Raw genomic sequence first — 15,650 nt, 5'->3', positions numbered from 1 at the left:
TTTTTATGCTTTCGCGAAAGCGTAATTACTATACTACACAAATGAAAAGCGGCTAACTCTATAAGAATTAGCCGCTTTTTTAATTACTTACTATCAGTTACTATTCGGTGTCTGCACCGCTTTCTTTTACCTTTTTACGGTTATCGCTTCCTCTTCTATCTATGAGTTTATTGAATGGATCTATACCAGCTTCTACAGGTTTTTGATCTACGATGATATCAAAATTGTTATTGATATCGCTCACCTTTATCTTCTGTAAGTATAGAACGTTCTCATCACCTGTCTCCTCCACTTCTTCTCCAAAGATACCAAGCTCTATATAATCACTTAGTGGTAACGATACTATTGCATCTTCTTCTCCTTCTGGAGTATAGGTAATACTGTCTCCTTGTTTTGAAACAAATTGCTTTTTACCTTTTTTCTGAGAATGATATTTACTCACAAATGCTTTTACATTTACAGCATACTTACCATCTGGAAGTTCTGTATAACTAGCCTCATCTACTTTATTATCATACAGTGTGATTTTTTCAAACATATCTGTAATAAGATATTGCAATGAGTCTGGTGTTACCGCTCTTAAGTCATTTACAAACTCTGTAGCTGTAGGGTAAGGACTGGCCTTAAATTGATACTTCTCTGCAAATCTTTTGGCAACTCCATTAAAGACGTCTTCACCTAGATAGTCACTCATTGCATAAAGTACAAGCGACCCTTTTTGATAATGAATATACTGCTGGTTTTCATTATACATTAATGGTTGTTCTTTTATTTGCTCGGCTGTTCTACCTGTGAGATAACCATCCATAGCATCTTTTAAGAAACGACGCATTTGGGTTTTTCCATACGTTTTTTCTAACACCTTAAGTGAGCTATACTCAGACATACTTTCTGATAACAAAGTAGCTCCTTTTACTGGAGCGCCTATCACTTGGTGTGCCCACCACTGGTGTGCAAGCTCGTGAGCAGTTATAGACAGTGGGTAGTCTACCGCATCTTGATCCTCGTCATCTACATCTGCTACAAAACCTAAGCCTTCACTAAAAGGAATTGTATTTGCAAATGCTTGTGCAAAGGTTCCGTAAGCTTTTGGGAACTCAATAATACGCACCTGCTTATGCTGGTATGGGGTATAATTAGTCCCGTAATAGTCTAGTCCCTTTTTCATACCGTTCATCATACGGTCTAAGTTATATGTATGATCTGGATGGTGGTAAATCTCAAGGTTAATACCATTATACACTTCTCTCTTCACCTCATAAGAAGCACTTAGGAAGGAGTAAAAGTTAAGCATCTTAGAGTCCATCTTGTAGTGATAATACTTGCGTCCATCTTCTTCCCACTCTTTTGTGAGGTATCCTGGTGCGATTGCAATTTGATCTGGAGCCGTGCTCAAGGTTGCCTCAAAGTCTATCCAGTCACTATATCCTCCTATATAGTTACGATCTCTTGCTCCCGGGGTGTCTGGGTCTGGCATTCTATCTTTAGGCGCGAGGTCATACTTTTTACGCACCTCTGTATTACGTATTTCAAAACGCTCATCATACCCTATAGAAGGAAACATCCCGTAGTTTACAAAAGTTCCGTTTGTAGAAATAGGAGACTTATCGTCTAAAAATTTGTTCTCCTCATTCTCCATTGTAAACTTAAATACCAGTGTATCTCCAGGCTGCATTGCTTTCGCGAAAGCGTACATTTTATAGTTATAATCTTCATTATCATAAACAATCTCTGCCTCACGATCTAGTGTAATTTCTGTAGGATAATCTGTGAGGTTTACGTGTAGGGTGTCTATGGCTACTGAGTCTTTATTTACCATTGTAAATGTTGCCCCAGCTTTAAAATCACGCGACGCTGGATACATATCCATAAAAGTATTTACAGCAACAAGTCGTGGCTGAGGGATGCCGGCATATTTACCTAAATCTCTTTCGGCCTGCACCCTTAATTCTTCTCTTTCTTTACCGGTGAGCAGCTCATTTTCTACATTATTAATGTACCAAGAATAACTACCTATCGCTAAAAAGACAATGAGACTTGCCACTGCTGTGGTAATGATGGGTGTAGTTAATCTCGCTTTCGCGAAAGCAAAACGCGCCTTTGCCGTAGCCCCCATACCACGCCTATAGAACAGTATAGCCGCCATAAGTAAGATGATACCAAAAGCAATCCAATATACCCTAAACGTATAAAAACGAGGTAGTACGGTACCATAACCATCAAAATCTGACGGGCTAGGCGTTCCTCCAGAGTTAAAGTCAAAGATAGCTTGCTGGACACCTATCGCATTCTGAAGTAATGGAACTCCTATACCTATAACCAGTAAGGTAACCAGACCCACCCACTTATTTTTAATTAAAGTATGTACGAGTAATGCCAGTAATATCCACGGTACATATTTCCATACATTAATTAAAAATGCTTGAAATACGTAGAGATCTATCTGGTAGTCATAAAACCCTTTTAAGGTTTGAAAAGCGAGACCACAAAGTATTAATACAACTTGTAAAAAAGCTGTCATTAAGAATAATGAAATTCCTCTAGAGACTAGAAAAACCCAATCTTTTGTAGGTGTTACATCTACAATCTGATTAATGTGAGCAGCCTTTGCTCTGTCCATTAAAAATCCAGAATATAAGTGTATGAGCAAGAATGAAAACAACACGATATATGCAGATGGTTCTGCGAGCATTGTCCACGTTTTTGGTAAGATTGCCGTATTATATATAAGTTGAGAGAAACTCATCATTACAAAGGTCAGTACAATAGCTAGAAACGTTATAATTATAAACGGCCAGCCAGTAATGATGTATTTAGTATCACTTTTTACGAGCTGCCATAGCGTTTTAAACTGCCCCACTATTGAGAAGTCTGTAGTGACAGCAGGCATCTCTATGCGTTGTATTTTACTAGAATTTTTCTTTACTGCTCTCACTGCCTTTTTCTTAAAGAAATTAAAGCGCATAGCGTGCTGCTGAAAATTAAAACGTGCAATGATTAAAAAGAGGATTCCAAAAGATATACCTGCCCACAATAATCTATTGTAAAGCAAAGTACCCACCATAGGTATAGATTTATTGTTTTGCTCAACTGGTGTCCAGTACTCTGTAGCATCTGCTAGTGCCACATTAGCCATAGGGTCAAAAAGCGCATACCAGAACGTATCGTCTGCATTATCTGCCATACTTGTCGCTATAAGCTGTATAATAATCATCGTGAGTATGGTCATAAATCCAATGTTGAGATTACGAGTAAACACGACTATAGCAAAAACAATCGCACTGTAAAAAAGCACATTAGGAAATATGATAAAAGCAAACGGTTGTACATAATTCCATAAACTAAAAGGTCCCAAAAGCGCCTCATTAGATCCTGGAAGGACAGAGCCCACAAGTAGGCCTAATATGGTAGCGAGAGCTATTAATAAGTTAATGGTTATTGCTGCCGAGAATTTGGCAAGTAAATACTGCACCTTAGTAAGCGGGTACGAGTACAAAACATTGTGCATATTGTTTTTAAAATCTCGATCTATAGTGCCCCCTGTAATAGAAGGAATTAATAGATAAGCAAGCATTGCCAGCTGTGATAAAATACCCGTTATAGCCAGCGGACTATTAAGATAAACATTGCTAGTCACTGTAACATTATCACTACTAAAAACGCCTAAGCCAGCTGCCATTATAAGTACAGCTAGTAAAAACATTATGGCAGAAAATATATAAAAAAGCGGTTTCTTAAACCACGTCTTTATCTCGTGTAGATAGATAGTACTAAACATAACTATGCTACCGTTTGAGATTGATTCTTATTGAGTGTTGTAAAATACACATCTTCTAGTGTGGCAGCTACTGGTTCAAAACCGTCTCCTGGCATACTCTCGCTATAAACGCGCACGTCTAGATCGTTTGTATCATTAAAGCTAGATGATATTACATTATGGCTATTCTGTAATGATTCTACACCTTCTCTAGAGGTTGTAGTTTTCCAGATATGTCCCTCTAGGCTTTGCACTAATTCCTTTGGAGTGCTTTGCGATAAGATTTTACCTCCGTTAAGAATTGCCATATCTGTACATAATTCTTTTACATCATCTACAATGTGTGTAGAAAATATAACAATGTGGTTTGTCCCTATCTCACGTAATACATTTAAAAATCTATGACGCTCTGCTGGATCAAGACCTGCTGTAGGCTCATCTACAATAATTAGTTTTGGGTTATTAAGTAATAACTGGGCGATACCAAAGCGTTGCTTCATACCTCCAGAATATCCTGCTACGTGTTTATTGCGCACATCACTTAGGTTAGTCACCTCAAGTGCTTTATCTACAATAGCTGTACGTTCTGCTTTATTTGTAATTCCCTTTAGGCTTGCAAAATAATGTAGCAAGTCACTGGCACTCATTTTAGGGTATACTCCAAACTCTTGAGGTAAGTACCCAAGTGTTTTTCTAAATTCAATTTTGTTATTGAGTATATCTAGTCCATTAAAGTCTATCTCTCCTGTATCTGGCTCTTGTAATGTTGCAATAGTTCTCATAAGAGAAGACTTTCCTGCACCGTTAGGTCCTAGTAGACCAAACATTCCTGCCTTTATATCTATAGTTACATTATCAAGGGCTTTTACACCGTTAGGGTACGTTTTTGAGACATTCTTTAAACTTAGAATCATATATATGGTTTTTGTTAGTGCATAAGTATATCAATAATACATATTGTTACACCACAAGAGCGCATATAAAAGAATTAACCACCTGCTGCATATACTCAATGACTGATAGTTGCTTTATAAGTAATGCATTACAAGATGGTATAAAGAAAAAATAATGCATAAAAAAAGGCTCCCATTTCTGGAAGCTATTGTAATTGCTATGAGATTTTAAATCTCAAAACGTATTGATTTAATACCGATTAAGATTTGGTGGGAACAATATGTAAACCTAGAAATTCATAAAAACAAAAAAAGGCTCCCATTTCTGGAAGCCTTCGTGGGCGCTAAGGGATTCGAACCCCTGACCCCTTGGGTGTAAACCAAGTGCTCTGAACCAACTGAGCTAAGCGCCCGATTATTTTTAGACAAGTTTATCGTTTCTTGTTTGTGGGCGCTAAGGGATTCGAACCCCTGACCCCTTGGGTGTAAACCAAGTGCTCTGAACCAACTGAGCTAAGCGCCCCGACTTATGTAGTCAAGTAACATTAAAAAGATAGCGTTGCCATTATTTCAATGCGGGTGCAAATATAGAATTAAAGTTTTATAGTGTAAAATCTTTTGCAATAAAAATTAAATTATTTCTGCTACGACAAAGGTGCTTCCGCCTATAAAAATAAGATCGCTAGTTCCCGCAACCTTTTTTGCGGACTTAAATGCCTCTTTTACACTAGGATATGCTTTACCCTTAAGTCCTAAGCCTTCTGCTTCTTTTTTTAAGTGTTGTACCTCCATTCCTCTTGGCACGGCAGGTTTACAAAAGTAATAAGAGGCATATCCCGGAAATAATGGTAAAATGCTCTCTAAATCCTTATCTGAAACTACGCCAAGTACAATGTGTAAATTCTTATAACGCTCCTTACCTAATTGATTCATCACATAAGTGAGCCCTTCCTTATTGTGCCCGGTATCGCAAATCACCTTTGGCTCCTCTTGCAATATTTGCCACCTTCCCTGGAGACCCGTATTTTTTACCACATTCTTTAATCCCTTTGCAATATGCTGGATACCTACGTGAAAACTCGCTCCTTGCAAAACAGAAAACGCTACTTGAACTGTACGTATGTTGTTTTTTTGATAATTACCCTCAAGATCAGACTGCATAGGCATTAAGTCAAAATCGTAGGCTTTGTGAAGGGGTGCATTACGCTTTCGCGAAAGCGCACTAAAGACCTCCTCTGTCTCTTCATTATACTCACCTATTACAACAGGCACATTCTCTTTAATAATACCTCCTTTCTCTGCGGCTATAAGCGGGATGGTATCACCCAAAAACTGCGTGTGATCCATACCAATATTTGTTATAACCGAAAGTACAGGCGTAATAATATTTGTGGCATCTAGCCTACCTCCTAAGCCTACCTCTATGATCGCAATATCTACTTCTTTTGCTGCAAAATATGAGAAGGCCATCCCTACAGTCATTTCAAAAAATGATAGTTGATGCTCTTCAAAAAAGGCTTTGTGCTTTTTTACAAACCCCATTACAAACTGCTTGCTACAGAGCTCACCGTTTATTTTTATGCGCTCTCTAAAGTCTTTAAGATGTGGTGAGGTATATAGCCCCACTTTATAACCTGCTTCTTGTAAAACAGATGCCATCATATGACTAGTAGACCCTTTACCGTTTGTGCCTGCTACGTGAACGGTTTTAAAAGTGGTATGAAGATTACCTAGATGTGCTGCTAGAAGATTTATGTTACTTAGGTCTGCCTTGTATGCAGCAGCTCCCTTACGTTGATACATAGGTAGCTGGTTAAAAAGCCAGTCTAAGGTTTCTTGATATGTCATTGTGATATAAAGATAGGTGTTACAACGATTAGTCTGAGAGACTAAAGCGGTATACTATTTTTCCTATTTGTTTTGAAGGCGCTTTTGAGTCGGCATTAAATTTTGTGGCAAGTGCTGCTGCTTTTGCCGGCTCTAAGAGACATCGTGTGTTATTTGTAGTGCCTCGCACTCCTGGCGTAGCTTTTATAACTTTACCGGTACGGTCTACCTCAATACTCACTACAACTACTCCTGACTCATTACACTCTTGCTGGCGTTTTGGTTTTCCTAGTGCTTTACGACCACCTAGCTGGTAGTTACCATCACCATCTAGACCTCTTCCGGTACCATAATAACTAGATGCGTTAGGGTCTCCATTAGGATCCCCCTTATCTCCAGCTTGGTTATCATTACCTTCACCTCCTTGAGCTACACCATCCTTTTTAGGACCATTAATAAGTGCGTCTAGTGCACTTGTGGTAGACTTATCTGGTTTAGGATCTGGCTTTGCTTCTTCTACTGGTTTTTCTACAGGCTTTTCTTTTGGTTTCTCAACCTTAGGCTTGGGAGTTTCCTTTGGTTTTTTTTCTATAACCGGAGCATCTTCTATCTCTTGCGTGACAACCTCATCCTTAATCTCTGGTTCTGGTGGAGTGGGTTCTGGTTGTGGTGCTGTATTTTTTGGTGCAGATGCCACAGGTTTTGTAGGCTGTACATTACCAGAACCTACACTAGAGGTTCCAAAGTTTACGGCTATACCTCCTTCTTCTGGCGGGTCCATATAGTTCATACCCACCATAAACATAAGCAATAATATAATCGCCATAATAATACTACTTATGGTGAAAGATTTGCGTTTATGTATGGTGTCTAGGTATGCCAAGGTATATTTATTTAAGAGTGTAATTACGCTTTCGCGAAAGCGTACCAAAAACCATTTATCAATTAGTTAGGCCTTACCGCTAGTACAATTTTATACTTATTACGGTTTGCGATATCCATAATCTTTACGGCATTTTCTATAGGCACTCCTTCTTCTGCTCTTAGTATAATGGTAGGTTCTTCTACTCCAGCTAGCTCGCTATTGATAAAGCCTTCTATACCGTTTTCTGTCACACGCTCCTTGTTTACATAATAGTCAAGGTCTTTTGTGATGCTTACAGATAGGTTTTGCTTGTTACTGGTTTTTCCTTTTGCTTTAGGCAAAATAAGGTCTAGGGCATCTGGCGTGATAGCTGGTGAGGTTAACAGAAAGAATACAAGTAGTAAAAAGACAATGTCTGTCATACTACTCATACTGAACTCTGGGCTCACTTTATTTCTTCCGCGCAGATTCATACTAGCTAGGCTCGTTTAATAGGTCTAAGAAATCTACCGCATTTGCCTCCATAGAGTGTACTACTTTATCTGTACGCACTACAAGGTGGTTATATCCCATATAAGCAATAATACCCACAATAAGACCAGCAACTGTAGTGGTCATCGCGGTATAAATACCCTCTGCAAGGGTACCCATCTCTGCTTGTCCAGAACTTGTTGCTAGTGTATGAAAGGCAAGTACCATACCTATTACAGTCCCTAAGAACCCAATCATAGGAGCTGCTCCTGCTATGGTAGCAAGTACACTCACATTGCGCTCTAGTTTATAGACTTCAAGTTTTCCTTGATTTTCTATAGCTGTATTAATATCCTCAAGAGGGCTCCCTATACGAGAGATTCCCTTTGCGGTTAATCTAGATACTGGAGAGTTAGCCTGAGCACAGTATATTTTTGCTCCTTCTATGTTACCAGAAGCGACATTATCTCTTATTTGATTCATAAAATTACCATCTACTCTTGAGGCTGCTTTTATAGCAAAGAGTCTTTCAAAGTATATATAGATAGCCACAAAAAGTAGTACAAATAGGACGGCAATAATGATGATCCCCGCTGTACCTCCAGTTAAGAGCAAATCTATGATAGATAATGTCTTCTCTACGGGCTCGTCTGTAGCAAGTATATCTGCCGCATCTTGAGCTCCGTCTTGAATAAGTGTATTAAGCATATGTTTATTAATTGAGGCTTTAGAATGAAACGAACGTTATTTTATAAAATTGCCTAGACTTAAGCACCCATAGTTCCTCCCGTAAGAAGAACAAAGGCAACAGCTCCCGCAGCAAACCCTACAAAGGCTAACCACGTGATCTTTTTAAGGTACCAGATAAAGTCTATCTTTTCCATTCCCATAGCTGCAACTCCTGCTGCAGAACCTATGATAAGCATACTTCCTCCTGTTCCGGCAGAGTATGCAATAAAGTGCCATAGTAAACTGTCTGTCTCTGCAGTATACATACCCATAGAGGCAGCCACAAGTGGCACGTTATCAATAATAGCAGATAGAATACCTAGTATTACTACCACAACATCTTGATTAGGTACCGCTCCATTAAGAATCTCTGCAACATAACGCAATGTTCCCACTGGATCACCAGCTTCAGACACACCATATACAAGACTTTCAAGTCCTGCTACTGCCATTAATATTCCTAAAAAGAAAAGGATACTTGAGATCTCGATACGAGAAAGTGCTTTGTGAGCACTGTATAAGTGCTTACGCTCTTTTGTAAAGTCTTCTTCTGGGTGAATGTACTCAGATACTAACCACACTACACCTAGTGCGAGCATCATCCCCATATAAGGAGGTAAGTGCGTTATAGTTTTAAAAATAGGCACAGATACAATCATACCTAGTCCTAAGAAAAGCATTGTCTTACTACTTAGTAATCTTCCTGCTTCTTCATCTTCTTGTGTATCTACAATTATATCGCCTTTAAAAGCTGGTAAGTATGTTGCAATAAAGAATGGTATAACAAAACAAATTACAGATGGTATAATTACAAACTTGATAAGTCCCATTGCTGTAACATTATCTGCAATCCAAAGCATTGTAGTAGTAACGTCCCCAATAGGTGACCAAGCTCCTCCAGCATTTGCAGCAATTACTACCATTGCAGCAAACCATAGACGTTGATCTCTACTTACAATAAGCTTACGTAATAAGGTTATAAGTACGATTGTAGCCGTAAGGTTATCTATTATAGCAGAAAGGATGAATGCTAGTATCCCTATAATCCATAATAACTTCTTCTTACTACGAGTTCTTACAGCTCCTTTAAGAACTTCAAAACCTCTGTGAAGATCTATAATCTCAACAATAGTCATCGCCCCTATAAGGAAGATAAGTATCTCTGCTGTTTTACCTAAGTGGTGCAAAAGTGTGTTGTCAAAACCGTGCTCTGCATCGTGCAAGGCATCTCCCGTAAGAGGCACCCCATTAGGAAACAAGCTATAAGCTTGCTCATAGGTATCTATTACGTCAAACCAGCCTAGGTGAAAACCTACTGCTAGAAATGCCCAGATAAGTGATGCCATAATAAGTGCAGGCACTGTTTTATCAAGTTTAAGAGGATGCTCAAGGGTTATAGAAAGGTACCCGATAATAAAAATGAGAATAATTACTGATTCCATATGTATATAAAGTTGGTGTGATTATTACATCTTACAGATGCAAGTATTAAAGTAATTCTTTTAATGCAATTTCAAAAGCTGTCTTGCTTATATTTTGTTTTGAACTATTATTCTGATACGTATTTTCTATAGCATTACGTATAGTTTGTGATGTATCGTTAAAGATTGCATCATCTGTCATTTGCACGCGGCGCTCCATAAAGTATGCAAATACTCTTGCCATACCACAGTTTGAAATAAAGTCTGGTATAAGACTCACCTTTGCGTCTGTATGCTCCATTATAGGTCCAAAGAAAATTTCTTTATCTGCAAACGGTACGTTTGCTCCACAAGAAATAACTTCCAGCCCCGTATCTATCATTCTATTAATTTGATCTTCTGTAATAAGACGAGAAGCTGCACAAGGAGCAAAAATCTCTGTCTCAAGATTCCATATCTCCTCGTTCATTTGTGAGAATGGTATCAATCCTTCTGTAGAAGCGTTAAGTGTATTACCTGTTTTATTAAGATACATATCTCGTATCTCCTCAAAAGTAAAACCGTCTTTGTTTATAAAACCTCCTACAATATCTATAATACCTACTACTTTTGCACCCATTTGTGCTAGGTAGTAAGCAGCAGCGGCTCCTACGTTTCCAAAACCTTGTACCACGGCACGCTTACCCTTTACATCACCTCCATAAATATCATAATAGTGACGTACTGCCTCTGCTACACCATATCCAGTAATCATATCTGCTACGGTATACTTGCGTGTTACATCTGGAGAAAATGACGGATTTTCTATCACCTTTATAACTCCCTGTCTAAGTTGTCCTATACGGTTAATCTTATCTGCCTCTGTAGGTTGAAAGTGCCCAGTAAAAACGCCTTCTTGAGGATGCCATACGCCACTCTCTTCTGTAATAGGTATTACCTCGTGTATCTCGTCTACATTAAGATCACCTCCCGTACCATAATAACTTTTAAGTAATGGTGACACGGCTTTATACCAGCGCTCTAAGACTCCTTTCTTACGAGGATCTTTTGGGTCAAAGTTAATTCCTGACTTTGCTCCACCTATAGCTGGACCAGAGACTGTAAACTTAACCTCCATAGTTTTGGCTAGAGAAAGGACTTCATTTTTATCAAGTCCTACACGCATACGTGTACCACCACCAGCGGCACCTCCTCTTAAAGAGTTAATAACTACCCATCCCTCTGCTTCGGTTTCTGGGTCGTTCCAGTGAAAAACAATCTCTGGTGACTTATCTTCGTATCGCTGTAAAAGCTCTCTCATATATTTAGTTAAGTAAGCCCCAAATATACAAACTTGAATCACCTTCTAGAAGAAGTGTTCATAAATTAAGAATCATATAACATTCCGCTAGAGTGGTCTTGTGATGCTCCTGTGACACTTGCAAGGCAATTAGGAAGCCCTTCAAGCCTTAAAATCCCTAATAAACCAAAAACGAGAGCCTCTTTAAATTCAATAAGTTGCGCATCTGGCACTACAAGATTTAACACAGCTCCCTTGACCTTATTTGCTTTATACTGAGCTTGCACACGGGATAACAAATAGCTATTGTAAGCTCCTCCTCCGGTGACTAAAACTGAGGTGTTTTCTTTAAACTGAGTCGCAATTTGCACAGCAATATGCTCTGTAAACGTCGCCAGCACATCTATATCAGAGATTTTATAAGATTCAATTATCGGGAATACTTGTTCGTGCACCCACTCTATCCCCAGAGATTTTGGAGCTGGAGAGCCATAATATGGTAAGCTATTCAGTTCCTTTAATAAGGGAGCGTGTACGGTTCCCGCTTTCGCGAAAGCGCCCCCATCATCATACGGCTTACCCAACTTATCAGCATATTTATTGAGCACAACATTAACTGGACAAATATCATACGCCAGCCGAACTCCATTTTCCTCAGTCGAAACATTTGCAAATCCACCAAGATTGAGACAATAATCATATGTACCAAACAACAGCTTATCTCCTATAGGAACAAGCGGTGCGCCTTGCCCACCTAGCGCTACATCTTGCACCCTGAAGTCGCAAACCACTTTATGACTAAGCAACTGAGCAAGTTCCGGAAGATTACCTATCTGTAAAGTAAAACCATCTTGTGGCTGGTGTAATATAGTATGGCCGTGAGAACATATCGCATCAATATCCTTTATATGATGCTGGGCTATAAAGGCGTTTATAACTTGAGCTAAATACTGGGTGTATGATTTATTTATAGCTGTTAACTCGTCTATAGACAGTATATGTGCAGTACGAAGCTTACTCTCCCACAAGTCTGTATAGGCAATTGTTTCTGCATTAATTATCTGAGCATCAAAAACCGGATAGGCTTCTCCAGATATTTGCGGTGACATACTAATTTTAATAAGCGCACAGTCTATTCCATCTAAGCTGGTACCGCTCATCACACCTATAACGTTATAGTTTTTTTGTTCCATCACCCTAAATCTATTGAGAAAAGCACAAGAAACAAGTATATTTGTAGAGATTTTTTACACAATCCTTAATATTTAAAATTGACCATGGATTTTAGCTTAACAGAAGAACACCTTATGATACGCGACGCTGCTCGCGATTTTGCACGTACAGAATTACTAGACGGAGTAATAGAAAGAGATAACATACAACAGTTTCCTGCAGAACTTGTAAAGAAAATGGGTGACCTAGGCTTTATGGGTATTATGGTTGATCCAAAATATGGAGGAAGTGGAATGGATGCGATTTCATATGTTCTTATTATGGAAGAGCTATCTAAGATAGATGCCTCTGCGTCTGTAATTGTTTCTGTAAATAACTCATTAGTTTGTTATGGTCTTGAAACTTATGGGTCTGAAGAGCAAAAACAAAAATACCTGACTAAGCTTGCTACAGGTGAGATGGTAGGTGCTTTTTGTCTTTCTGAGCCAGAAGCTGGATCTGATGCAACTTCACAAGCTACTACAGCAATAGATAAAGGAGATCACTACGTACTTAATGGTACAAAAAACTGGATTACAAATGGAGGACGCTCTGACGTGTATCTTGTAATCGCTCAAACTGATAGAGAAAAAGGTCACCGCGGTATCAACGCTTTTATAGTTGAGAAAGGAATGGAAGGTTTTGAAGTAGGACCTAAAGAAGACAAACTAGGTATACGTGGTAGTGACACGCACACACTACAGTTTAATGACGTAAAAGTACCTAAGGAAAATAGAATAGGTGAAGACGGGTTTGGTTTCAAATTTGCAATGAAAACACTTTCTGGAGGACGTATAGGTATTGCTGCACAGGCACTAGGTATTGCTTCTGGAGCATACGAGCTTGCTCTTAAATATTCTAAAGAGCGCAAAGCCTTTGGTACAGAGATTTGTAACCACCAAGCTATCGCTTTTAAACTTGCCGATATGTACGTTGAGATAGAAGCTGCACGTCACCTAGTGATGAAAGCCGCTTGGGATAAAGATCAAGGTAACAACTATGATCAATCAAGCGCTATGGCAAAACTTTATGCATCAAAGGTTGCAATGGAGCAAACAGTAGAAGCTGTACAAATACACGGTGGTAACGGTTTTGTAAAAGAATACCACGTAGAGCGATTAATGCGTGACGCAAAAATCACTCAGATATATGAAGGAACTAGTGAGATTCAAAAAATTGTAATCTCTAGAAGTCTTATAAAAGGATAATCACTTATCTCCTTATAAATAAAAAAAAGCGGCCTAGTGCCGCTTTTTTTTTATTTTATACTTTAGTTATCTAAGCTTCCAGCCCTTAGTACTCGTGCTGCCCTCTAGCCTATCTTCTACACTATCTTCAAGTTCTGGAAAGAAGTCTATGCCGGTAAGCTTTTCTATCTGATCTACAGAGGTTACAAATGTTTTAAGAGACTTATTTGATGCTTTGTGATTCATTAAAAAGGCAATCATCTTTGCATCTCCTCCAGATTGATCATAAACAATTTTATAAAAGGATTCTGGCACGGTAACTCCTTCTGTACCTATGGCGCCCATCTTATCTTTTAGCACACCACCTGTCACTACATAAACTCCATCATACTTCTTTGCCCAGTAACGCACTTGCTGCTCAAGTTCATTCCAGATACCAGCATTAAAATCGTGCCTTTGCGGACTAATATTACTTGTCAAAAAAGTTTCTTCATAGGCCGCTTTACTAAACTCCCTATCACCTGCTGGGCACAAATGCCCACGATCATATCCAGATTTTTTATAATTACGCCAGTGTGCAGACTCCGTCTCCACTTGAGGGTCTACCTCAAAATAAGGACGTTTAAAGTCATTATTTACAATATGGCTTTTTTTAAGTTCGTACGCCACCCACTCTGCTTGTTCATCTCTCTCACTATAACTGAGCGAGTAATAATTATGGTGAACCACCTGCCCCGTGGTAGATGTAGGTAAAAAGTAGGTGTTTGTAGTTGCCTTCGGCTGTCTGCCCTGCTCTATCATAGGAGCATCTACAGCCTTGTTTGCATAGTTTTCAAATACGTACCAAGCAAGTGTAAAAACAATAACTAGTAACGGATAGGTGTATTTTCTTTTCATTAATAAATTCTAATTTTTCACATCTAGTGCATCCCTTAGAGCATTACCTACAAGCATAAACGCCATTACAAGTAACATTATCGCAATACCAGGGATGATGGCAAGATACGGCTTCCCGAGGATGATATAACTATAGTGATCTTTAATCATAGCTCCCCAGCTGGGTGTAGGTGGTTGTGCTCCTATACCTAAAAAACTCAATCCGCTTTCTATAAGGATAGCTCCTGCAAAGTTTGCTGCCGAAATCACTATAAGCGGCGCTATAACGTTAGGTAAAATATGCTTTACGATAATACGCCCATCTGTATACCCTAGTGCTCTTGCCGCTGTAACATATTGCATTTGTTTTACTCCCATCACCTGTCCTCGCACAACACGAGCCACCTCAACCCACATTGTAAGCCCTACTGCGATAAAAACTTGCCAGTACCCCTTACCTAGCGCAAGTGTAATTGCAATAACAAGAAGCAAGGTTGGGATAGACCAAGTCACATTAATAATCCACATAATAGCGGCATCTACTTTTCCGCCAAAATAACCTGCTAGCGACCCCATAAAAAGGCCTATAATAAGTGATATAAAAACTGCTACAAATCCTATAGAAAAAGATATTCTCGCACCTATGAGCATCCTACTCAAAAGATCTCGACCGTACTTATCTGTCCCTAGTATAAATGTACGTGGTGATATGTACGCTTTCGCGAAAGCGTTATAATCTTCAACCCCATTTATAGTAACATTTTTTGGTAAACCTACCACTCCGTCACTCATATACGGGGTATATGTGATACCATCGTTCTCTAAATTATAATCTGCTATAGGTATTTCTGTGTCCGAATTATAGCTACCCGAAAACCATCTAGAAATAAATGATTGCTCTACCTTTAAATCACTTGGGATAGTTAGTATATCTACCGTAAATCCGGGCGGTTGTGAGTGGATAGAGAGGTGCATCTGGTTTGCATTCTCACTACTATCTGGAGCGATTACATAAGCAAATAAAGCAGCTAGGCCGCATAGTATAATGTATACCAAACTCAAAACGCCCCAAAAATTTCTTTTAAATTTTTGGAGCGCTAGGCTTGTTAATGAGTTTGCTCTTTGCGACATCT

The 15,650-nt window shown here is 39.0% G+C and carries 12 protein-coding genes and 2 tRNA genes; 1 reads left to right on the top strand and 13 read right to left on the bottom strand.

Going from position 1 to position 15,650, the window contains the following annotated elements:
* Positions 1–100 precede the first annotated feature (100 nt).
* The 11 genes from ACJJVM_RS10680 to ACJJVM_RS10630 all read right to left on the bottom strand — a co-directional run bounded on the left by ACJJVM_RS10680 (position 101) and on the right by ACJJVM_RS10630 (position 12,435).
* The gene (locus tag ACJJVM_RS10680; protein ID WP_405211663.1) at positions 101–3,778 is read right to left on the bottom strand and encodes an ABC transporter permease/M1 family aminopeptidase; all 3,678 of its coding nucleotides are present in this window, start codon (positions 3,776–3,778) and stop codon (positions 101–103) included.
* A 2-nt stretch (positions 3,779–3,780) separates the two neighbouring features.
* Positions 3,781–4,671, bottom strand: coding sequence for an ABC transporter ATP-binding protein (locus tag ACJJVM_RS10675; protein WP_298354494.1), 891 nt, complete (start codon positions 4,669–4,671; stop codon positions 3,781–3,783).
* A gap of 317 nt (positions 4,672–4,988) precedes the next feature.
* Positions 4,989–5,063 (bottom strand) — tRNA-Val (locus ACJJVM_RS10670).
* A 35-nt stretch (positions 5,064–5,098) separates the two neighbouring features.
* Positions 5,099–5,173, bottom strand: a tRNA-Val gene (locus ACJJVM_RS10665).
* 107 nt (positions 5,174–5,280) lie between these two features.
* Positions 5,281–6,498, bottom strand: coding sequence for a bifunctional folylpolyglutamate synthase/dihydrofolate synthase (locus ACJJVM_RS10660; protein ID WP_405211662.1), 1,218 nt, complete (start codon positions 6,496–6,498; stop codon positions 5,281–5,283).
* A 28-nt stretch (positions 6,499–6,526) separates the two neighbouring features.
* Positions 6,527–7,360, bottom strand: a complete 834-nt coding sequence (locus tag ACJJVM_RS10655) for an energy transducer TonB (RefSeq protein WP_405211661.1) — start codon at positions 7,358–7,360, stop codon at positions 6,527–6,529.
* Between the two features lie 62 nt (positions 7,361–7,422).
* On the bottom strand, positions 7,423–7,815 hold the full coding sequence (locus tag ACJJVM_RS10650) for a biopolymer transporter ExbD (protein ID WP_021778197.1): 393 nt from the start codon (positions 7,813–7,815) through the stop codon (positions 7,423–7,425).
* A 1-nt stretch (position 7,816) separates the two neighbouring features.
* Positions 7,817–8,521, bottom strand: a complete 705-nt coding sequence (locus ACJJVM_RS10645) for a MotA/TolQ/ExbB proton channel family protein (protein WP_405211660.1) — start codon at positions 8,519–8,521, stop codon at positions 7,817–7,819.
* 59 nt (positions 8,522–8,580) lie between these two features.
* A complete protein-coding gene (gene nhaD, locus ACJJVM_RS10640) occupies positions 8,581–9,984 on the bottom strand; it encodes a sodium:proton antiporter NhaD (protein WP_298353414.1) in 1,404 nt (467 codons plus the stop codon).
* A gap of 46 nt (positions 9,985–10,030) precedes the next feature.
* Positions 10,031–11,263 (bottom strand): Glu/Leu/Phe/Val dehydrogenase dimerization domain-containing protein, encoded by a 1,233-nt coding sequence (locus tag ACJJVM_RS10635; protein WP_405211659.1) that lies wholly within the window; start codon positions 11,261–11,263, stop codon positions 10,031–10,033.
* A 65-nt stretch (positions 11,264–11,328) separates the two neighbouring features.
* Positions 11,329–12,435 (bottom strand): anhydro-N-acetylmuramic acid kinase, encoded by a 1,107-nt coding sequence (locus tag ACJJVM_RS10630; protein ID WP_298353420.1) that lies wholly within the window; start codon positions 12,433–12,435, stop codon positions 11,329–11,331.
* 84 nt (positions 12,436–12,519) lie between these two features.
* Here ACJJVM_RS10630 and ACJJVM_RS10625 point away from each other — a divergent pair, with 84 nt between their 5' ends.
* Positions 12,520–13,662 carry an acyl-CoA dehydrogenase gene (locus tag ACJJVM_RS10625; RefSeq protein ID WP_021778192.1) on the top strand — a complete coding sequence of 381 codons (1,143 nt, stop codon included), beginning with the start codon at positions 12,520–12,522 and terminating at the stop codon, positions 13,660–13,662.
* Between the two features lie 66 nt (positions 13,663–13,728).
* Here ACJJVM_RS10625 and ACJJVM_RS10620 read toward each other — a convergent pair whose 3' ends face one another.
* Both ACJJVM_RS10620 and ACJJVM_RS10615 read right to left on the bottom strand, forming a co-directional pair.
* Positions 13,729–14,538 (bottom strand): DNA/RNA non-specific endonuclease, encoded by an 810-nt coding sequence (locus ACJJVM_RS10620; protein WP_298353424.1) that lies wholly within the window; start codon positions 14,536–14,538, stop codon positions 13,729–13,731.
* A 9-nt stretch (positions 14,539–14,547) separates the two neighbouring features.
* Positions 14,548–15,648 (bottom strand): ABC transporter permease, encoded by a 1,101-nt coding sequence (locus ACJJVM_RS10615; RefSeq protein ID WP_405211658.1) that lies wholly within the window; start codon positions 15,646–15,648, stop codon positions 14,548–14,550.
* Between the last annotated feature and the right edge of the window lie 2 nt (positions 15,649–15,650).

This window comes from Dokdonia sp. Asnod2-E02, from assembly GCF_045063915.1.
Lineage (GTDB): Bacteria > Bacteroidota > Bacteroidia > Flavobacteriales > Flavobacteriaceae > Dokdonia.
Note: the sequence above shows the minus strand (reverse complement) of the source record. Positions and strands in the feature narration are given on the sequence as shown.

Bases quoted from the DNA above. Each gene is read 5' to 3' on its own strand.
- ACJJVM_RS10635 (WP_405211659.1), bottom strand. From the start codon at position 11,263: ATGAGAGAGCTTTTACAGCGATACGAAGATAAGTCACCAGAGATTGTT.
- ACJJVM_RS10620 (WP_298353424.1), bottom strand. From the start codon at position 14,538: ATGAAAAGAAAATACACCTATCCGTTACTAGTTATTGTTTTTACACTT.
- ACJJVM_RS10650 (WP_021778197.1), bottom strand. From the start codon at position 7,815: ATGAATCTGCGCGGAAGAAATAAAGTGAGCCCAGAGTTCAGTATGAGT.
- ACJJVM_RS10680 (WP_405211663.1), bottom strand. From the start codon at position 3,778: ATGTTTAGTACTATCTATCTACACGAGATAAAGACGTGGTTTAAGAAA.
- ACJJVM_RS10625 (WP_021778192.1), top strand. From the start codon at position 12,520: ATGGATTTTAGCTTAACAGAAGAACACCTTATGATACGCGACGCTGCT.
- ACJJVM_RS10615 (WP_405211658.1), bottom strand. From the start codon at position 15,648: ATGTCGCAAAGAGCAAACTCATTAACAAGCCTAGCGCTCCAAAAATTT.
- ACJJVM_RS10645 (WP_405211660.1), bottom strand. From the start codon at position 8,521: ATGCTTAATACACTTATTCAAGACGGAGCTCAAGATGCGGCAGATATA.
- ACJJVM_RS10660 (WP_405211662.1), bottom strand. From the start codon at position 6,498: ATGACATATCAAGAAACCTTAGACTGGCTTTTTAACCAGCTACCTATG.
- nhaD (WP_298353414.1), bottom strand. From the start codon at position 9,984: ATGGAATCAGTAATTATTCTCATTTTTATTATCGGGTACCTTTCTATA.
- ACJJVM_RS10630 (WP_298353420.1), bottom strand. From the start codon at position 12,435: ATGGAACAAAAAAACTATAACGTTATAGGTGTGATGAGCGGTACCAGC.
- ACJJVM_RS10675 (WP_298354494.1), bottom strand. From the start codon at position 4,671: ATGATTCTAAGTTTAAAGAATGTCTCAAAAACGTACCCTAACGGTGTA.